General features: G+C 68.2%; 19 protein-coding genes. 13 read left to right on the top strand and 6 right to left on the bottom strand.

Features of this window, described 5'->3' with window-relative positions; translation table 11 throughout:
• The first annotated feature begins 15 nt into the window (after positions 1-15).
• The 5 genes from NL1_RS21020 to ilvA all read left to right on the top strand — a co-directional run bounded on the left by NL1_RS21020 (position 16) and on the right by ilvA (position 4,746).
• A complete protein-coding gene (locus NL1_RS21020) occupies positions 16-888 on the top strand; it encodes a geranyl diphosphate 2-C-methyltransferase (protein WP_067841901.1) in 873 nt (290 codons plus the stop codon).
• Positions 885-1,463 (top strand): isopentenyl-diphosphate Delta-isomerase, encoded by a 579-nt coding sequence (gene idi / locus NL1_RS21015; protein WP_218024464.1) that lies wholly within the window; start codon positions 885-887, stop codon positions 1,461-1,463. Before NL1_RS21020 ends, idi begins: the two co-directional genes overlap by 4 nt.
• A gap of 391 nt (positions 1,464-1,854) precedes the next feature.
• Positions 1,855-2,205 (top strand): hypothetical protein, encoded by a 351-nt coding sequence (locus tag NL1_RS21010; RefSeq protein WP_067841899.1) that lies wholly within the window; start codon positions 1,855-1,857, stop codon positions 2,203-2,205.
• 90 nt (positions 2,206-2,295) lie between these two features.
• The gene (locus tag NL1_RS21005) at positions 2,296-3,477 is read left to right on the top strand and encodes a serine hydrolase domain-containing protein (protein ID WP_067841897.1); all 1,182 of its coding nucleotides are present in this window, start codon (positions 2,296-2,298) and stop codon (positions 3,475-3,477) included.
• 48 nt (positions 3,478-3,525) lie between these two features.
• On the top strand, positions 3,526-4,746 hold the full coding sequence (gene ilvA / locus NL1_RS21000; protein WP_067841896.1) for a threonine ammonia-lyase: 1,221 nt from the start codon (positions 3,526-3,528) through the stop codon (positions 4,744-4,746).
• A 93-nt stretch (positions 4,747-4,839) separates the two neighbouring features.
• On the opposite strand, the gene NL1_RS20995 is transcribed toward ilvA, so the two are convergent.
• Positions 4,840-5,163 carry a DMT family transporter gene (locus tag NL1_RS20995; RefSeq protein ID WP_067841894.1) on the bottom strand — a complete coding sequence of 108 codons (324 nt, stop codon included), beginning with the start codon at positions 5,161-5,163 and terminating at the stop codon, positions 4,840-4,842.
• Positions 5,164-5,226: 63 nt separating this feature from the next.
• Here NL1_RS20995 and NL1_RS20990 point away from each other — a divergent pair, with 63 nt between their 5' ends.
• Positions 5,227-5,898 carry a hypothetical protein gene (locus NL1_RS20990; protein WP_067841892.1) on the top strand — a complete coding sequence of 224 codons (672 nt, stop codon included), beginning with the start codon at positions 5,227-5,229 and terminating at the stop codon, positions 5,896-5,898.
• A gap of 246 nt (positions 5,899-6,144) precedes the next feature.
• On the top strand, positions 6,145-6,699 hold the full coding sequence (locus tag NL1_RS20985; RefSeq protein WP_067841927.1) for a Uma2 family endonuclease: 555 nt from the start codon (positions 6,145-6,147) through the stop codon (positions 6,697-6,699).
• 152 nt (positions 6,700-6,851) lie between these two features.
• Here the strand turns inward: NL1_RS20985 and NL1_RS20980 are convergent, their stop codons facing one another.
• Positions 6,852-7,283 (bottom strand): DUF4345 domain-containing protein, encoded by a 432-nt coding sequence (locus NL1_RS20980; protein ID WP_067841890.1) that lies wholly within the window; start codon positions 7,281-7,283, stop codon positions 6,852-6,854.
• 90 nt (positions 7,284-7,373) lie between these two features.
• On the opposite strand from NL1_RS20980, the gene NL1_RS20975 reads away from it, so the two are divergent.
• On the top strand, positions 7,374-7,970 hold the full coding sequence (locus tag NL1_RS20975; RefSeq protein WP_067841888.1) for a TetR/AcrR family transcriptional regulator: 597 nt from the start codon (positions 7,374-7,376) through the stop codon (positions 7,968-7,970).
• A gap of 169 nt (positions 7,971-8,139) precedes the next feature.
• Here NL1_RS20975 and argH read toward each other — a convergent pair whose 3' ends face one another.
• Positions 8,140-9,561, bottom strand: coding sequence for an argininosuccinate lyase (gene argH / locus NL1_RS20970; protein ID WP_067841886.1), 1,422 nt, complete (start codon positions 9,559-9,561; stop codon positions 8,140-8,142).
• Between the two features lie 184 nt (positions 9,562-9,745).
• Complete coding sequence (locus NL1_RS20965) at positions 9,746-10,948, bottom strand: argininosuccinate synthase (RefSeq protein WP_067841885.1); 1,203 nt, start codon at positions 10,946-10,948, stop codon at positions 9,746-9,748.
• Between the two features lie 290 nt (positions 10,949-11,238).
• On the opposite strand from NL1_RS20965, the gene NL1_RS37765 reads away from it, so the two are divergent.
• Both NL1_RS37765 and NL1_RS37760 read left to right on the top strand, forming a co-directional pair.
• A complete protein-coding gene (locus NL1_RS37765) occupies positions 11,239-11,394 on the top strand; it encodes a hypothetical protein (protein ID WP_156094971.1) in 156 nt (51 codons plus the stop codon).
• Between the two features lie 104 nt (positions 11,395-11,498).
• Entirely contained in the window at positions 11,499-11,654 is a 156-nt protein-coding gene (locus NL1_RS37760; protein WP_156094970.1) for a hypothetical protein, read from the top strand.
• Here NL1_RS37760 and NL1_RS20955 read toward each other — a convergent pair.
• Positions 11,651-12,949, bottom strand: a complete 1,299-nt coding sequence (locus NL1_RS20955; RefSeq protein ID WP_245673430.1) for a cation:proton antiporter — start codon at positions 12,947-12,949, stop codon at positions 11,651-11,653. The genes NL1_RS37760 and NL1_RS20955 overlap by 4 nt on opposite strands.
• A gap of 211 nt (positions 12,950-13,160) precedes the next feature.
• Here NL1_RS20955 and NL1_RS20950 point away from each other — a divergent pair, with 211 nt between their 5' ends.
• The 3 genes from NL1_RS20950 to NL1_RS20940 all read left to right on the top strand — a co-directional run bounded on the left by NL1_RS20950 (position 13,161) and on the right by NL1_RS20940 (position 17,954).
• Positions 13,161-14,138, top strand: a complete 978-nt coding sequence (locus NL1_RS20950) for an HAD family hydrolase (RefSeq protein WP_084510815.1) — start codon at positions 13,161-13,163, stop codon at positions 14,136-14,138.
• Between the two features lie 125 nt (positions 14,139-14,263).
• Complete coding sequence (locus NL1_RS20945) at positions 14,264-16,621, top strand: arylsulfatase (protein ID WP_067841881.1); 2,358 nt, start codon at positions 14,264-14,266, stop codon at positions 16,619-16,621.
• A gap of 13 nt (positions 16,622-16,634) precedes the next feature.
• Entirely contained in the window at positions 16,635-17,954 is a 1,320-nt protein-coding gene (locus NL1_RS20940; protein ID WP_067841879.1) for a DUF2254 family protein, read from the top strand.
• Between the two features lie 142 nt (positions 17,955-18,096).
• Here NL1_RS20940 and NL1_RS38210 read toward each other — a convergent pair.
• A partial coding sequence (locus tag NL1_RS38210; protein ID WP_067841877.1) for a hypothetical protein occupies positions 18,097-18,420 on the bottom strand: 324 nt, incomplete at its 5' end.

Raw genomic sequence — 18,420 nt, 5'->3', positions numbered from 1 at the left:
AGAGGATGATCACGCATGACCATGCTCAACCCCAAGACCGAGGCCGTGCTGCACACCAGCTATCAGAAATCCGTTGCGGCGTACTGGAACAACAATCCCAACGACGACCGGGTCAACACCGTGCTCGGCGAGGTCGACGGGCTCTACCACCACCACTACGGCATCGGCGACCCCGACCTCTCGGTGCTGGAGGGTCCCGAAAGCACCCGGCAGGAACGGATCGTCGAGGAACTGCACCGGCTGGAGACCGCACAGGCCAGCCTGTTGCTCGATCATCTCGGCGATGTCCGTCCCGGCGACCGGCTGATGGACGGCGGGTCCGGCCGCGGCGGCACCAGTTTCATGGCCAACCAGCGCTTCGGCTGCCAGGTGGACGGGGTCACCATCTCCGAGTACCAGGTCGGCTTCGCCAACGAACAGGCGAAGCACCGCGGCGTCGCGGACAAGGTGCAGTTCTACTTCCGCAACATGCTGGACACCGGCTTCGACAGCGGCGCGATGCGCGGCATCTGGACCAACGAGACCACCATGTACGTCGACCTGTTCGACCTGTTCCGCGAGTTCTCCCGGCTGCTGGAGCCCGGCGGGCGCTACGTCTGCATCACCGGCTGCTCCAACGACGTCGCCGGAGGGCGCTCGGCCTCGGTCAGCTGGATCGACGCGCACTACGGCTGCATGATCCATCCGCGCAGCGAGTACTTCCGCGCCATGGCCGAGAACAACCTGGTGCCCATCGACGTGGTCGACCTCACGGCGGCCACCATTCCGTACTGGGATCTGCGCACGAAGTCCGAGCTCGCGACGGGCGTGGAGAAGCCGTTCCTCACCGCCTACCGGGAGGGCAGCTTCCAGTACCTGCTGATCGCCGCCGATAAGGTGGGGAGGTGACCGAGACCCTCGCCCAGCCGCTGACCGACCGCGAGGCACTGCCCGTCGAGCTCGTCGACGAGGCGGGCCGCGCGGTCGGCGCGTGCCCGGTCTCGGAGGCGCATCAGGCGCCGGGGCGACTGCATCGCGCGTTCTCCGTGCTGCTCTTCGACTCGGCGGGGCGGGTGCTGCTCCAGCAGCGTGCGGCGGTGAAGACCCGCTTTCCACTGCTGTGGGCCAACACCTGCTGCGGGCATCCCGCGCCGGCGGAACCGGTGAAGGCCGCCGCGGCGGTCCGGCTCGCCGAGGAGCTGGGACTGGCCACCGAGCTCACCGAGGTCGGCGTCTTCCGGTACCACGCGCAGGACAACGTCACCGGCCGCGTCGAGCACGAGTGGGATCACGTGATCGTCGGCCTGCTCGACGCGGGCATGCCGCGGCCCGACCCCGCCGAGGTGGCGGCGTACGCGTGGATCGAACCGGAGAAACTGCGGGTGGCGCTGGCGGACGATCCCGCGAGCTACACGCCGTGGTTGGCGGATGTGCTCGAGATCGCCGATGCGGCGTATCACGCGGGGCGTGCCTCCGTGCGCTGATCCGGGGCGGTGCAGTTCCCCGGTTCGCGTGTGCGAGCCTTGGCCCAGCCCACGAATCTCGCGGGCTGGGCCTTCTCCCTTTCCGAAGGGCTTCGGCAGGGCGTTCCGAAGGCCTCGGCAGGGCGCGTACTGCTGGCTCAGGGTGAGCCCGTCTGGCCGCCCGCGACTTGGATCCGGCCCCTCCTCTCCTTGCTGTTCTCGAAGTGCTGGGCACGCTCGTGTTGGCCCGCTGTCCTGCGTATACATGTTTTAATGCGCATATCTACGTATCGAGATCTGCCTACGCCGTCCGGAAGCTTGGGGAAATCACAGGATCGGCACAGCCTCAGTCCAGGGGCGGACTCCATGCTGGGGACGTACGAGAATCCGGGGGCGATTGCGAGGTACCGGCATGGTGGAGATCGAGGTCACGGGAACGACGGTGACGGTCCGGGTGCTCGGCGGACATCGACTGCTGGCGCTGCGCGATCAGGTCACCTTCGACCTGCGCGATGTCATCGAAGTGGTCCCAGCGGAGGTCGATCTGCGGCCGCCGTGGGTCCGGGCACCGGGTACCTTCTTCCCCGGCGTGATCGCCGCGGGCACCTTCCGCGGCAAGGGCCGCAAGGAATTCTGGGACACCCGCTTCGACGGCAGCGGCGTGCGCGTCGAGCTCAGGGGCTCGGAGTTCACCCGGCTCGTCATCGATGTCGCGGAACCCGCCGACGCCCTCCGCGCGCTGCACACCGCCGTCGCGGCCTGACGTTCCCCTCCCCCGCGGTTCCCGAGCCAGGGAACCGCGGGGTCGAGTCTGTCCGGCTCTAGTCTGAACAGGACAGAAAAGGAACCCTCGATGCCGACATCTCCTCCGACAACGCAGTTCGTGGACCGTCGCTTCGTCGGCCTGGTCGCCGAATTCGACCGGCTCTTCCAACGTCCGAGCGACGGCGGCGGCGCGCTGACGGTCTACCTGCACGGCGAGCCCGTTGTCGACGCCTGGGCCGGATTCGCGCGACCGGGTCAGCCGTGGCAGCACGACACCGTGGCCGTGGCGTACTCCACCGGCAAGGGCGTCGCGGCCACGCTGCTGCACCGTCTGGCCGAACGCGGACTGCTCGACTACGACCATCCCGTCGCCGAGTACTGGCCCGAGTTCGCCGCGGCGGGCAAGGAAGACATCACCGTGCGCGCGCTGCTCAGTCACCGCGCCGGACTGCACCGGCTGCGCCATCTGCTGCCCGGCCCGCCGGAGCGATTCTTCGACGACGCCGCGGTCACCGCGGCGCTCGCCGCCGCCGCGCCCGATCCGCGGCATCGCACGACCAGCGGCTATCACGGCATCAGCTTCGGGCACCTGGTCGCGGAGCTGGTGCGGCGGGTCGCGGGCGCGGACTTCACCGAGGTGCTGCGCACCGAGATCGCCGAACCGCTCGGCGCCGAGGAACTCTGGTTCCGGGTGCCCGAATCCGAGCGGACGCGCATCGCGGTCAACTTCCCGAAACTGACGGTCGCCGGCATGAGTTGGGAGCGGGGCGCGCGGATCATGGGTCGCAGCCGCCGCCTCGCCGCCGCCGCGGACACCACGCCCAGCGGTTTCGCCGAACTGATGTCGGATCCCCGCCTGCATGATTCGGTCATGCCGGGCGTGAACGGCGTCTTCTCCGCACGGGCGCTGGCGAGGCTGTATGGCGCACTGGCGATCGGCGGCAGCCTCGACGGCTACCGGGTACTCGGCGCGGAGACCATCGACCACCTGCGGGAGCGCCAGGTATTCACACCCGATTACGTGCTCGCCTTCCGCATCCCGTGGGGGCTCGGCTTCCACGGCGTGCCGATGATGCCCTCCAAGGCCGCGCCGATCTCGGCGTTCGGGCACTTCGGGCTCGGCGGTTCGGGCGCCTTCGCGGATCCGGCCACCGGAATGTCGCTCGGGTTCGTCACCAACCGGCTCGGCGGCAAGCTCACCCCGCTCGGTGACGCACGCTTGGCCCGGCTCGGCGCGCTGGCCCACAATCTCGCCAAAAAGGCGAGCTGATCCCGCAAAGTCGTGGGATGTATCTGCCTCTGATGGCAGCATGAGCCCATGGATCTGATCGGGCTGGAGCGGATCGAGTCGGCCGCGGCACTACTGGCGCCGGTGATACGGCGCACGCCGGTGGTGGCCTCGCGGGTGCTGTCCGAGCGTTCCGGGACGGAAATCTGGCTGAAATGCGAAAACCTGCAGCGGACAGGCTCGTTCAAGCCGCGCGGCGCCTACCACCGGATCGCGAACCTGCCGTCCGAGGATCGGGTCCGCGGGGTGGTCGCGGCCAGCGCGGGCAATCACGCGCAGGGCGTGGCCTGGGCGGCGACGACGCTGGGCATCGAGGCCACGGTGTTCATGCCGGTCGGCGCCTCGCTACCGAAACTGGCCGCCACCAAGGCCTATGGCGCGCGGGTGCGGCAGGTCGGCGACAGCATCGACGAGGCGATCGACGCGGCACTGGATTTCGCCGCGCGAACCGGGGCGACGCTGATCCATCCGTTCGACCACCCCGACATCGTGGCCGGGCAGGCGACGGTGGGTCTGGAGATTCTGGAGCAACTGCCGGAGGTGGGCACGGTGCTCGTCCCGACCGGCGGCGGCGGATTGCTCGCGGGCATCGCGATCGCGCTGCACCACCTGGCGCCGCAGGTGCGGGTGATCGGGGTGCAGGCGGCCGGGGCCGCGGCGTGGCCGGAATCGCTGGCGGCGGGCAAACCGGTACGGGCGGAACGGATGTCGACGATGGCCGACGGCATCGCGGTGGGCCTACCTGGCGAGGTGCCGTTCGCGCACGTCGCCGCGCACGCGCCGCGCATCGTGACCGTCGACGAGGAGGCGCTGTCCACGGCACTGCTGCTCTGTCTAGAGCGCGCGAAGCTGATCGTGGAACCGGCAGGCGCGGCGGCCGTCGCCGCGCTGATGAGTTGCGCCCCAACAGAACTCGACCTACGCGGGCCGGTCTGCGCGGTACTCTCCGGCGGCAACATCGATCCCCTGCTGCTGACCCGGATCGTCAACCACGGCCTCAGCGCCGCTGGCCGCTATCTCGCACTGCGCGTGACGATCTCGGATCGCCCCGGCGGACTTTCCCAGCTGCTCACCGTGGTCGGCGCGACAGGTGCGAGCGTGGTCGACATCGTCCACTCACGCACCGGAACTTGGCTCGCCGTAGACGAAGTCGAAGTCGCGCTCACCCTCGAAACCCGCGGCCCCGACCACCGCAACGCCGTCCTCGACGCACTCACCGCCGCGAGCTACACCGTCCGCGTCCAAGACTGACGCCCCACCGGGTTGCCTTCGCAGAGCTTTCGCACGCCTCGCAGAGGTCGTAGCGTCTGCGAAGCGTGAACAAGCTCTGCGAGGTCGTCGTCATCAGTGGGCGCCACCGAGTTCGAGGGCCAGGACGCCGAGGATGACGAGGGCGATGCCGCCGATCTGGACGAGGGTGAGGCGTTCGTTCAGGAAGAGGACGCCGATGACGGCGATGGCGGCGACGCCGACCGCGGACCAGATCCCGTACGCGACGCCGATGGACATGCCGCGCTTCAACGCCTGGGAGAGGAAGAAGAACGCCGCGCCGTAACCGATGACGACCACGAGGGAGGGGACGAGCTTGGTGAATCCCTCGGAGAGCTTCAGTGAAACGGTCGCGGTCACCTCGGAGGCGATCGCCAGGGCGAGCAACAGCAAGGTCATGGCGGCAGCCTAGTGATTCGGCGGACAATGGGGGGATCCGTCGTTCGAGGGATGTGATGACCTGTGGTGGATGCGTTCCGGATCGGTCTCATCGTGTTCGTCGCCGTGGTGCTGACGGCGGGTTTCGGCGTGCTGCTTCCAATGCGCGCGCGTACCAGACGGGCTACTGGTCAGACGTTCAACCTATGGGCCGCACGGCATGGCTGGCGGTTCGCGCTCTCACCGCACGAGTCGTGGACGGCGCGGCTGCCCGGCCACGATCCCGAGGGGCTCGGCGTGACACTCACCGGTGAGCTCGGCGGGCGCCAGGTCACGGTCGCTGACTACTGCTTCACGACCAACGCCTGGACCGGCGAGATCGTCTCCAGCACCACCCACCGGTACGTGGTGGTAGCGGTGCTGCTGGAGCGCCCGTATCCGCCGGTCGCCGTCGTCGACGTCGCGGCGCTCTCGCAGCCGGGCAGCGCCCTGTTCAGCGATTCGCCCATCACCACCGGCCACCGCGAATTCGACTACCGCTTCCGGCTCACCGCCGTCGACGCGAACTATGCCCGCCTGCTCGTCGGCCCCCAGGTGATCGACCTCCACCTCGCGGGCGTCATCCCCCGCTGGAGCCTCGCGGGACACGAACTGCTCACCTACCAAACCGGTCGGCTCGACGACCCCGACACTATCCCGGACCTGGCCGCTCCCCTGCTGCACCTCGCCACGCTGATCGAACGCCGCGCGCACTGAGCCTGTCGCCGGTCGGCTCGATACCGCAGGCATCGGGCAGCAACGGTAGACGCCGTTCGCGAGGATGACGCGAGATCGCGTCGCGGAGGACACGCCGCGTGTCGTGCATGTGACGGGAACCGGCCGACGGCGTGCCCCGTCCAACTCCGAGACAGAACAATTCCCATCGAGAGGAGTGTCCCCGTGGCGATCATCGCCGGGCACGAGTCGCGCGCCGACCGCCCACCACGCCGTTACCCTGGGCTCATGGGTATCCAGGACGCCGACGTGAGCCTCGCGGAGTTCGAAGTACTGGAGCGTGCCTCGTCGGAGGAGGTCTCGGTCGAACTGATCAACGGAAGGATCTACGTGGTACCCGTTCCCGACGGCGAGCACGACGAGTTCGCCGCGACGATTCGCAACCAGATCGTGGGTTCGACCGGACTCGAATTCTTTCACGAGCGCGGCCTGCGCATCCCCGCGTACCGCGAGGGCCGCGCCCGAGTCGGCGGAGCGGTTGCGCCACGCGGCTATTTCCGTGCCGAGCCGCCCTGGGCGGATCCGTCCGGTGTCGTGCTGATCCTCGAGATCACATCCGGCCGCGACCGAGATGCCGAGGTCGACCGTGTCGAGAAGCGCGACGCCTACGCACAGGCGGCGATTCCGGTGTACCTCTTGGTCGACCGCCATCAGGGCGAGGTGACAGCCTTCTGGGCGCCCGGCCAGGGCCAGTACACCCAACAGACCACCGCCAAATTCGGTGCGCCGCTGCATCTTCCGGCACCGTTCGATTTCGAGCTCGATACAACCGATTTCCTCTGACCAGCGATGGCGGCGGGCCGCCGAGTACGCCCGCCGCCATCACCGCAATCGGCCGATCTCGGGTGGTCGAACATCCGGTCTTACGAACGCGAGATTTCGACTGCGACTAGTTCTCGGCAGCGACACCGCCGATCCCGTTGCGACGCAAGACCTCAGGCTGGCAGACGCCGTGCTGTCAACGGGGTTTCCCGAGCGTCGTCACCGGACGCGGCCTTTTCGTCGGCATCGGCCAGCCAGAAGAACAGCAACGGCAGCAGCAGTTCGATGACGGCCTCGGCGATCTGCATCCAGTGTGGCCAGCCCGCGACCGGCAAGGACAGCACGCGGCCGATCCCGCCCAGCAGGAAGATTCCGGCGAGAGCTCGTATCGCGAGCGCCGGGATCGGTGACTGCCGGGCTGCCCAGATCCAGGCCAGGCCGTAGCCGAGGAAGATCGCCGAATAGAACCGCTCCCGGGAATCGATGGTCGCCGTCGTCGGGCCTGCGCCCGGGACAGACCATTGGCCGAGCGTGAGGTGGTAGATCCCGATGAGCACGATGCTGACGCCCATCAGATAGCTGAGGAACTTGAGGGCTTTGACCATTCCCAACCCCTGTTCAGAATTGTATAGATCGTTCCATACAGGGATCACGGTACGATAAGGTCCTGGTCGGCACAACATGCGGAGGAAAACTTGGTAGTCGACACTCGGGACCGCATCCTGGCCGCGGCCGCCGATCTGTTCAAACGCCAAGGGCTGCCCGGCACCGGATTGAAGCAGATCGCGGCAACCGCGGGCGCGCCGATGAGTTCGATCTATCACTTCTTCCCCGGCGGGAAGACCGAACTGGCCGAGGAGGTCATCAGGACCTCCGGCGCCGCGTACGGAGCACACGTCATAGCGATCTTCGACGCCTGCCCCGACCTCTTGACCGCTATCCGAACGGCCTTCGATGCCGCAGCACACGTGATGGTGGAGTCGGATTTCGTCGAAACCTGCCCCATCGCAACCATCGCCCTGGAAGTCGCCGCGACCGACGAAACCCTGCGCATCGCCACCGCGGACGTGTTCACCGACTGGATCCAGGCCGGAGCGGAAAGCATCGAGAACTCGGGGCTACCGCTGGACGTCCGTCGCCGTCTGTTCGTCGGATTCGTCAACAGCCTGGAAGGCGCGTTCATTCTGAGCCGGTCGATGCGCAGCACCGAACCACTCCGGTCGGCCTGCCACATGATGTTGCTGGCAGCGCAAGCCGAACTCGCCGACCATCACGCACCGCGATCGCAGTAGACCGGGTCATCGATCGATCGCCGGTCCCGGACTACACCGATCTCGAAACTCGGCGAGGGCAGGGAACCCGACGATCGGGTCGCACACGGGGACAACGGATATGAAGCGCCTCGATGCGCTCGACATGGCCGCGGCCGGTCGGATGGCAGCCGACCGGCCCGCCGGGCGCTCAGTGCAACCAGGTCCTGGAGGCAGCGGCCGCCGCGCGGACCTCGTCGATCTGCACGGCGACCTGGGTGCCCGCCGTGCCGCCGCGGGCGTTGCGGGAGGCGATGGAACCTTGGACCGTGAGGACCTCGCGGACCTGCGGGGTGAGGGCCGGGTCGATGGCGGCGAATTCCTCGTCGGTGAGTTCGTCGAGGCCGACGCCGCGGCTTTCCGCCGCGCGGACGCAGGCGCCCGCGGCCTCGTGCGCGACGCGGAACGGAACACCTTGGCGCACCAGCCATTCGGCGATGTCGGTGGCGAGGGTGAAACCGGCGGGGGCGAGTTCGGCCATCCGGTCGGTGTGGAAGGTGAGGGTGGAGACCAGGCCTGCGATGGCGGGCAGCAGCAGCTCGAGCTGGGCGACCGAGTCGAACAGCGGTTCCTTGTCCTCTTGCAGGTCGCGGTTGTAGGCCAGCGGCTGGGCCTTGAGCGTGGCGAGCAGGCCGGTGAGGTTACCGATCAGGCGCCCCGCCTTACCGCGGGTGAGCTCGGAGACGTCCGGGTTCTTCTTCTGCGGCATGATCGACGAACCGGTGGACCAGGCGTCGGCGAGGGTGATGTAGCCGAATTCCGGTGTGCTCCAGATGATCACCTCTTCGGCCATCCGGCTCAGGTCGACGCCGATCATGGCGAGCACGAAGGCCGCCTCCGCGGCGAAATCGCGCGCGGAGGTGGCGTCGATCGAATTGGCCGCGGCCGCATCGAAATCCAGGTCGGCGGCGATCGCCTCGGGATCCAGGCCGAGCGAGGAACCGGCCAGCGCGCCGGACCCGTACGGCGAGACGGCGGCCCTGCGATCGAAATCGCGGAGGCGATCGAGGTCGCGCAGCAGCGGGTGCGCGTGCGCGAGCAGGTGGTGCGCGAGCAGCACGGGCTGCGCGGCCTGCAGGTGGGTCTTGCCCGGCATCACCGCGTCCGGATGCGCGGCAGCCTGCGCGACCAGGGCGTCGACCACGTCCAGCACGCCCGCCGCGATCCGGCGCACGCCGTCGCGCAGCCACATACGGAACAGCGTCGCCACCTGGTCGTTGCGCGAGCGCCCCGCGCGCAGCCGTCCGCCGAGTTCGGCGCCGACGCGCTCGATCAGTCCACGCTCGAGCGCGCCGTGCACGTCCTCGTCGGATTCGGCGGGACCGAAGGCGCCGGACGCGACGTCGGCGGCCAGCTGGTCGAGCCCGGTCAGCATCCCGGCGAGATCGGTGTCCGACAGCAGTCCCGCCTTGTGCAGCACCCGGGCGTGCGCCTTGGAGGCGCGGATGTCGTAGGGAGCCAGCGCCCAGTCGAAGTGGGTCGACTTGCTCAGCGCCGCCATCGCCTCCGCCGGTCCGGACGCGAAACGCCCGCCCCAGAGGGCACCGGTGTTGGTGCTGCCGCCTTGTGTCATCGCGTGCTGTCTCCTCGGTCGAAAGTGCGTGGGTGTGCTCGAGCCGCGCAAGCCAGGGGAACGCGCGCGGTCGATTCCGGTTCGCCGATGACTACCGTAACCAGGGCCGTCGACGCGATCGGTACAGGCACGCGCCGAATCCCGGGTCGGTGCCTGGCACCGCCCCGGGATCGGGGTCGGGTTCCTACTTCTGGTTCAGGTCGCGCCGCGCGGCGACCTTCGAGGACAGGCCGTGGATCTGCACGAAGCCCTTGGCCAGCGACTGGTCGAAGGTGTCGCCTTCGTCGTAGGTGGCCAGGTTGAAGTCGTAGAGCGACTGCTCGGAGCGGCGGCCGTTGACCACCGCGGAACCGCCGTGCAGGACCATCCGGATCTCGCCGGAAACGTGCTGCTGGGTGTCCTGGACGAAGGCGTCCAGCGCGCGCTTGAGCGGGGAGAACCACAGGCCGTCGTAGGCCAGCTCGCCCCAGCGCTGCTCGACCTGACGCTTGTAGCGGCCCAGCTCGCGCTCGATGGTGACGTGCTCCAGCGCCTGGTGCGCGGTGATCAGCGCGATGGCGCCGGGCGCCTCGTAGATCTCGCGGCTCTTGATGCCGACGAGACGGTCCTCGACCATGTCCAGGCGGCCGATGCCCTGGCGGCCCGCGCGGTGGTTCAGCTCGACGATCGCCTCGAGCACGCTGACCGGGCGGCCGTCGATCGCGACCGGAACACCCTTGTCGAAGGTGACGATCAGTTCGTCCGGCGCCTCGAAGTTGACCGTCGGGTCGGCGGTGTAGTCGTAGACGTCCTTGGTCGGCGCGTTCCACAGGTCCTCGAGGAAGCCGGTCTCGACGGCGCGGCCCCACACGTTCTGGTCGATGGAGAACGGCGACTTCTTGGTGACGTTGATCGGGAGGCTGTTCTCCTCGGCGAAGGCGATGGCCTTCTCGCGGGTCCACGCGTAGTCGCGGACCGGGGCGATCACGTTCAGGTCGGGGGCGAGCGCGCCGATGCCGACCTCGAAACGCACCTGGTCGTTGCCCTTGCCGGTGCAGCCGTGCGCGACGGTGGTGGCGCCGTGGAACTTGGCCGCCTCCACCAGGTGCTTGACGATCAGCGGGCGGCTGATGGCGGAGACGAGCGGGTACTGGCCCATGTAGAGGGCGTTGGCCTGGATGGTGGGCAGGCAGTACTCGTCGGCGAACTCGTCGCGAGCGTCGACCACGATCGCCTCGACGGCACCGCAGTCCAGCGCGCGCTGGCGCACCACGTTCATGTCCTCGCCGCCCTGGCCAAGGTCGATGGCGACGGCCACGACCTCGGCGCCGGTCTCCTTGCCGATCCAGCTGATCGCGACGGAGGTGTCAAGCCCACCGGAGTAGGCGAGTACGACGCGCTCGGACATGTCTGTGTGCTCCTCGGTTTCGTGCGGGTATGTCTCGGGGTGCCGCGTTCGGCGGCCCCGGCCGGTCGCGCCGGCGCGCAGGTCAGGCGGCCCGCGCCCGTCTGCAAATGATTATGCACGATGATGCAATCCCATTCAGAACCGGGGTCCCCTCGTCGGACCACGGACCCCGCAGCCGGGCGTGGCGGGCGCGCAGACGGCCGGGTCACCGCCCGAATCCGCCGACCACCTCGGCATGCGTGTGCCACGCTGGGAACGGTACTCAGCCGACCGGGCCGAAGGGCGAAGACATGCTTCAGCTGATCGCGCAGGAATTCTCCACCCTCGGCAACGATGTGCTCGACATCGGGCGCGCCGTCGTCGACCTCGTCCAGGACATCATCGATATCGCCACACCGGACCACGGTCCCGGCGGAGGGCGCGGCGGGCAGTATCCCTTCGGCTGACCTGTGCCGACCGGGTGGTCGTCGGCGAAATCCGACGACACGAGCGGCCCGCCTGTGCGACCGTGGACGGGACACCCTCGGGGACGGCGAAGGGGGCGCCCGACATGATTCGGACCCTGACCCAGGATTTCGGCATCATCGGCCGCGACATCCTCGCCTTCGGCCACGCCGTGCTCGATCTCCTCGCCGATCTGCTGTCCGTCGCCGACCCGGGACAGGGCGGCCGCGGGGGCGGCGGCGGTCAATACCCCTTCGGCTAGTTCGGTCGGCTGGGGTGTGCCGATCGTCCGGCTCGGTGGGGTGTTCGCCAGCGGTGGTGCGCGGCAGGCACGCTTTCCATGGGTGGTTGCCGCTCCTCGGGATGGGACCGGTACCACCGGATGTAGCGGTCGGTCAGCGGGGTGGCTGTCAGACCGTGGGCGTAGATGGACATGCCGATGGTGGCGGTGGCGGCGAGCAGCAGCGTCTGCTCGTTCGGCAGGTCCGCTTCTTGGATCAGCAGCACGCCGAACACGATGGTGGCCAGGCCGCGCGGGCCGAACCACCCGACGAATACCGTCGTCTGCCGACGCGCTCCGGTCCTGAGCAGGGACAACGCCACCGGCACCATACGGACGACGGTCAGGCTCAGCACCGCGTACACCGCGAGCTGCCAGGTCATCTCGTCCAGTGCCGGGCCCAGGATCGCGGCGCCGAAGACGAGGAAGGTGACGGCGTCGAAAACTTCGCCGCTCTGGTCGACGAGATCGGTGACCGGCCCGCCGACATCGCCGCGGAGCGTGCCGAAGAGCAGGCCGCCGACGAATGCGGCGATGAACATGCTGCCGTGCAGTGTGACGGCGATTCCGGCGCTCAGCAGCGCGGTGGCAACGGTGAGGATCTGCCGCCAGTACGGCTCGATCCAGTCGCGTTTCGCGCCGATCCGCAGTGCGCACGCGCCGAGCGATCCCGCGACGACGCCGCCGACGATCCCGTAGCCGATCTCCTCGAGGATCATCTGGACCGCGGCATGCTCGGTGAGCGCGCCCTCGTCGGCCTGGGCCAATCCGAGGGCGATGAAGAACAGGGGGACGCACAACCCGTCGTTGAGCCCACTTTCGACATTGAGCCCCTGCCGGATTCGGGACGGTATCCGTTCGTCGGTCACCACGGCCTGGCCCAGTGCCGCGTCGGTGCACGCAACCATCACCGCGAGCACGAGCGCTTCGACAGCGCTGACTCCCGGCAGCACCACGAACCCGGTGAGCGTGCCCGCCGCGATGGTCAGCGGCAGGCCGATCGCCAGCAATCGCAGCGGCACGGTGTGCTCGCCACGCAGCCGGGGCAGCGAGATCCGGGACGCGTCGGAGAACAGCACCAGCGTCAAGGTGACCTCGACGAGCAGCTTCAGCGCCGACGAGCCGAGGGCGAGTTCGACGAGTCCGAGGACGGGTCCGGCGATCAGTCCGGCCGTGGTGAAGAAGATGGCGGGCGTGATGGTGACGGAGAGTCTGCGGGAGACCGTCGCGAAGGCGAGCAGCAGGACCGCAATGGTCGAGAGGTCCACGGAATCCACGCGACCTCCTTCGTGTGTGCAGCGGTCGGGCTCGACGACGGGCTCCGGTCTCTGCTCGGAGTCTGGCCTCCACAGCGGCGGAATTCCTCATCCGGCACGGGTGAGAGCGCGGGTGATCATTCGCGCCTCGCCCGCTGCGGGTGATGTGCCCGCCTCACGACGGAGGGAGGGTCGCAGGCAGAGCAGTCGGACGGAGGGAAGGAGCCGGTTCATGGTGGCAGCGCACCGGAGAGATGTCGCGCACGCCTCGGTCCGCCGAGAGACCACGGTCTCGGCCGCCGACCCGCTGCCGAGCTGGCGTGACGGTGAGGTCAAACAAGCCATCCTGGATTTCGTCGGCCGGGTGACCGCGGACGGCGGACCCGACGCGGTACCGCCCGAGGACCGGATCGCGGTCTTCGACAACGACGGCACGCTGTGGTGCGAGAAACCGATGCCCATCCAGCTCGACTTCATCCTGCGCCGCTTGTTCGCCATGACCGAAGAGGACCCGGCGTTGCGCACGCGTCAGCCGTGGCAGGCGGCCTGGACAAAGAACTACGACTGGCTGGAGAGCGTGATCACCGAGCACTACCACGGTGATGACAGCGAGCTGGGCGTGCTCGCTTCCGGTGTGCTCGCCGCGTTTGCCGGTGTGCCAGTGGAGGAGTTCGAATCCCTGGCCGATCGATTCCTGCGCACGGCCCGGCATCCCACCCTCGGCCGCGGCTACCTGGCGTGCGGCTACGCACCGATGATCGAGTTGCTCGGCTTCTTGGAAGCCAACGGGTTCGCCAACTACATCGCCTCGGGCGGGGGCCGCGACTTCATGCGGCCGATCAGCCGGGAGATCTACGGCATTCCCCGCGAGCGTGTCATCGGCAGCAGCGTGTCGTTGGTGTGGGAGGCAGGCACGATCGTCCGCAAACCCGAACTGGATGTCCTGGACGACGGCCCGCAGAAGCCGGTGCGGATCTGGAGCCGGATCGGCCGGCGCCCTCTGCTGGCGGCGGGGAACACCAACGGGGACATCCCGATGCTGCAATTCACCGGGCAGCCGGACCGGCCGTCGCTGCGGATGCTGGTGCGCCACGACGACCCCGACCGCGAGTTCGACTATGTGGCGGGAGCCGAACAGGCACTCGAGCTGGCCGATGTGAACGGCTGGCAGGTGGTCGGTATCAAGGACGACTGGGTGACCGTGTTCTGAAGCGTCGCACCGGGTCCGGGATGCGTCGTCTCGGTGACCCCTGCGCCTCTCACCCGTCGCGGGTGAGGCGATGGCCTTCGCGGCTACCTAGGTTGGGGCGGGGGCCTATTCGTGAGGAGAACACCATGGCAATTCCATTCCGCGGTGTGGTCAACCTCGACATCCGCGACTCGATCCCGGACTGGGGCCCGTACGAGCAGCCGAAGGCCCCGCCCGGTGCACCGAATGTGCTGTACATCGTGCTCGACGACGTGGGTTTCGGCGCCATGGGCTGTTACGGCGGACCGATCGAGACGCCGAACATCGACCGGATCGCCGCGAACGGGCTGCGCTACAGCCAGTGGCACACCACCGCCCTGTGCTCACCGACCCGCTCCTGCCTGCTCACCGGCCGCAACCACACCACCAACGGCATGGCGTGCATCAGCGAGTGCGCGGTCGGCTTCCCCGGCGCCAACGGCCACATCCCGCCCGAGTGCGCCACCCTCGCCGAGATCCTGGTCGAGCGGGGCTACAGCACCGCCATGGTCGGCAAGTGGCATCTGTGCGCCGAGGACGAGATGAACCTGGCGTCCACCAAACGAAACTGGCCGATCGGCCGCGGTTTCGAGCGCTTCTACGGCTTCCTCGGCGCGGAGACCAACCAGTGGTATCCGGACTTGGTGCACGACAATCATCCCGTCGAGCAACCTGCCACGCCCGAGCAGGGCTACCACTTCAGCGTCGACATCACCGACCGGGCCATCCAGTACATCGATGACGTCAAGGCGATCGCGCCCGAACGTCCGGTCTTCCTCTACTACGCGCCGGGCTGCGCGCACGCTCCGCACCACGTGCCGCCCGAATGGATCGAGCGCTACCGCGGCCGGTTCGACGCGGGCTACGAGGTGATGCGTGAGCAGACCCTGGCCAAGCAAAAGGAGATGGGGCTGGTCCCGCAGAACACCGAGCTGCCGCCGCTCAACCCGATCGGCACCCCCGAGACCCGCAGCGGTCCCGACGGTCAGCCGTTCCCGCCGCTGGACTACACCCGCCCCTGGGACAGCCTCTCCGACGACCAGAAGCGCCTGTACACCCGCATGGCCGAGGTGTACGCGGGCTTCCTCTCCCACTGCGATGACCAGATCGGCCGCCTGCTCGCCTATCTGGAGAAGATCGAGCAGTTGGACAACACCATCATCGTCGTGGTCTCCGACAACGGAGCCAGCGGCGAGGGCGGCCCGGACGGTTCGGTCAACGAGAACAAGATCGCCAACAGCGTCCCGGACGACCTGGCCGAGAACCTGACCAAGCTGGACGAGCTGGGCAGCACCAAGACCTACAACCACTACCCGAACGGGTGGGCGATGGCCTTCAACACCCCGTTCAAGATGTGGAAGCGGTACTCGTTCAACGGCGGCACCTGCGACCCGTGCCTCATCTCCTGGCCCGCCGGGATCGAGGCGCACGGCGAGACCCGCGACCAGTATCACCATGCGGTCGATCTGGTGCCCACCCTGCTGGACTGCCTCGGCATGGAGCTCCCGGACACGGTGAAGGGCCACGCCCAGACGCCGATTCAGGGGGTGAGCATGCGCTACAGCTTCGACGCGGCCACCATCCCGACCGCCAAACACACCCAGTTCTATTCGATGCTCGGCGGCCGCGGCATCTGGCACGACGGCTGGAAAGCGGTCACCACCCACCCGACCCTCAGCGGGTGGAGCCACTTCCCCGATGACACCTGGGAGCTGTACCACACCGACCAGGACCGGGCCGAGCTGCACGACCTCGCCGCCGAGGAACCCGGCAAGCTCGCCGAACTCATCGGCCTGTGGTTCTACGAGGCGGGCGCCAATCAGGCGTTCCCGCTCGACGACCGTTCCGGCGTCGAGATTCTCACCACCCAACGCCCCCAGCTCGCGCCGCCGCGCAACCGCTACGTGTACCGCCCCGGCGGCGCCGAGGTGCCCGAGGCGGTCGCGGTCAACATCCGCAATCGCTCCTACTCGATCGGCGCGCTCGTCGACCTGCCCGGCCCGGGTGCGGCCGGGGTGCTGTTCTCCCACGGTGGCCGGTTCGGCGGACATGCCTTGTACATCAAGGACAACCGGCTGCATTACGTCTACAACTTCCTCGGCAGCGAAGAGCAGCGGATCAGCGCCAGCGAGGACCTGCCGACCGGTGAGAACCTCATCCTCGCCGCCTCCTTCGACAAGGAGAGCGAGGATCCGCCCGGCACCGCGCGGGGCACCCTGAGCCTCTACTACGGCGAGCGCAAGGTCGGCACGGGCCGGATCAGGACCCAGCCCGGCAAGTTCAGCATCGCCGGGGAAGGCCTCCATGCGGGTCGTGACAACGCGGAGGCCGTCACCGACGATTACCCCGGAAGCTTCCCCTGGGCGTTCACCGGCGGCACTCTGCACCGGGTGGCCGTCGATGTCAGCGGCGAACCGTACGTCGACCTCGAACGCGAAGCCGTCGCCATGCTGTCCCGCGAGTAACAGCGGGAGACCGGTGCCCGTCCAGGTCGTCCCGACCCGCCGCCGCCTGCGCACCGGGCTCGCCCAGCTGGCGTTCGTCGCCGCCGGGGTGGGCCTGGGCCTGGCGGTGCCGGGCATCGACCGCGGACCACAGGTCCCGGCTCGTCCCGTGATCAACATGCTGTTCTCGGTCGGCCTGAGTGTCATCGGCGCTGTCGCGGTGCTCTTTTCGCTGCTGTTTCTGGTGGTGCAATGGGTGGCAACGACTTTCACGCCGCGGCTGACACTGTTCCGTGACGCGCCGATCGTCTGGCGGACATTCGGCTACGCCATCGCCATCGTCGCGTTCTGTGTCACGGCGGCGCTGGCGATCGGCAACGACACCGAGGTGTCGGTGGCCGCGCCGATCGTCGCGGTCGTCCTGCTCCTCGGGCTGCTCGCCATGCTGCGAACTTTGCAGTTGAGGGCCTTCTCCGCCATCCAGCTGGCCCCCGCGCTCAGCTCCATCGCCTCCCGCGGGCGTGCGATATTGACGGGCCTCTACCCTCAGGACACCGGTCCGGCCGCAGCGCCCGACCCCGCGGCGCTGCGCGCGACGGTGACTTGGCCGCATCCGCCCGCGGCGCTGCAACGGATCGAGGTCGAGCGGCTGGTCGAGACCGCCAGGTCCGCGAACGCCGTCGTCGTCCTAACGTCCATACCCGGCGCCACCTTGCATTACGGCAGTCGCGTCGCCGAGGTGTACGGAGCCGACCTCGCGTCCACCGCCGTCCTGGACGCGCTGGTCGTCGGCAACGAGCGGACCTTCGAGCAAGACCCGCTGCTGGCGTTCCGGCTGCTCGCCGACATAGCGCTGCGCGCACTCTCCCCCGCGGTGCACGACCCGGCGACAGCGGTGCAGGCGATGGACGAGCTGGGTGATCTGCTCGGGTGGGTGGCCGCGGCCAGGCTCGAGCCGCTGCGAGTGACCGACCGAGACGGCGCCGAACGCCTCATCGTCCAGCTGCCGCAATGGGAGGACTTCGTCCGCACCGGCCTCGACGACATCGCCGCGGCCGCGGTCGGCTCACCGATGGCCCTGACTCACCTGCGGGAGACGCTCGAGCGAGTCCGCAACCTCGCCCGTCCCGGCCGCGCCGCACCACTCACGCTGCGATTGGCCTGGGTGACCGAGGAAATGGCCGATCGCTTTCCCTACCTGCAGCTGTCAGATCGATCGCGTCGACCTTTGTGCGCAGTACGGCGACATCATCTTTCTCGAACTCGTCCTGTTTCAGCACTTCCTGCGGATGGAACGCACCCACGAAACCGGCGTCATCGGCTTTGCCCCGGACATCGTCACGCTGCCGGTTGAATTGTCCCTGAATATCTCCCGGCCTGATGCCCGGCTCACGCTCTTCCCCGGCGATCCAATCGGTCAGGCTTTCCAGCATGGCCGAGCCCATATCCCCGGCGCTCCAACTGAACATGCCGCCGCCGTACATGCCCGTCACGATTTACTCCCCCACGGAATCGATGATCGCGGTGATCGCCGCTGAATTCGTGTAGTCCTGGTTGGTGAGGCGCGCGATGGAGATTGCCATGATGTCGCGCATGTCCTTCACTACTTCAACGTCTTTCGCGATGATTGAATCGATCGAATTGTCAGTTCCCGACGCCTGCTTGCGGAACTTCCCGGCCAGCACGTCCGCCATGTCGAAATTACCGAAACCAGAGACGTTCTCACACCGCCTGGCAAGCTTACGCAGCTCATTGAGGTCGTCGAGACGCTGTGTGCAGGCAGCTATCACATTACGTGCGGCCGCCTCGTCATCGAGGTA

The sequence above is a fragment of the Nocardia lijiangensis NBRC 108240 genome (assembly GCF_001613045.1).
GTDB classification, from domain to species: Bacteria; Actinomycetota; Actinomycetes; order Mycobacteriales; family Mycobacteriaceae; genus Nocardia; species Nocardia lijiangensis.
Note: the sequence above shows the minus strand (reverse complement) of the source record. Positions and strands in the feature narration are given on the sequence as shown.

Bases quoted from the DNA above. Each gene is read 5' to 3' on its own strand.
- NL1_RS21020 (WP_067841901.1), top strand. From the start codon at position 16: ATGACCATGCTCAACCCCAAGACCGAGGCCGTGCTGCACACCAGCTAT.
- NL1_RS21010 (WP_067841899.1), top strand. From the start codon at position 1,855: ATGGTGGAGATCGAGGTCACGGGAACGACGGTGACGGTCCGGGTGCTC.
- NL1_RS21005 (WP_067841897.1), top strand. From the start codon at position 2,296: ATGCCGACATCTCCTCCGACAACGCAGTTCGTGGACCGTCGCTTCGTC.
- ilvA (WP_067841896.1), top strand. From the start codon at position 3,526: ATGGATCTGATCGGGCTGGAGCGGATCGAGTCGGCCGCGGCACTACTG.
- NL1_RS20995 (WP_067841894.1), bottom strand. From the start codon at position 5,163: ATGACCTTGCTGTTGCTCGCCCTGGCGATCGCCTCCGAGGTGACCGCG.
- NL1_RS20985 (WP_067841927.1), top strand. From the start codon at position 6,145: ATGGGTATCCAGGACGCCGACGTGAGCCTCGCGGAGTTCGAAGTACTG.
- NL1_RS20980 (WP_067841890.1), bottom strand. From the start codon at position 7,283: ATGGTCAAAGCCCTCAAGTTCCTCAGCTATCTGATGGGCGTCAGCATC.
- argH (WP_067841886.1), bottom strand. From the start codon at position 9,561: ATGACACAAGGCGGCAGCACCAACACCGGTGCCCTCTGGGGCGGGCGT.
- NL1_RS20965 (WP_067841885.1), bottom strand. From the start codon at position 10,948: ATGTCCGAGCGCGTCGTACTCGCCTACTCCGGTGGGCTTGACACCTCC.
- NL1_RS37765 (WP_156094971.1), top strand. From the start codon at position 11,239: ATGCTTCAGCTGATCGCGCAGGAATTCTCCACCCTCGGCAACGATGTG.
- NL1_RS37760 (WP_156094970.1), top strand. From the start codon at position 11,499: ATGATTCGGACCCTGACCCAGGATTTCGGCATCATCGGCCGCGACATC.
- NL1_RS20950 (WP_084510815.1), top strand. From the start codon at position 13,161: ATGGTGGCAGCGCACCGGAGAGATGTCGCGCACGCCTCGGTCCGCCGA.
- NL1_RS20945 (WP_067841881.1), top strand. From the start codon at position 14,264: ATGGCAATTCCATTCCGCGGTGTGGTCAACCTCGACATCCGCGACTCG.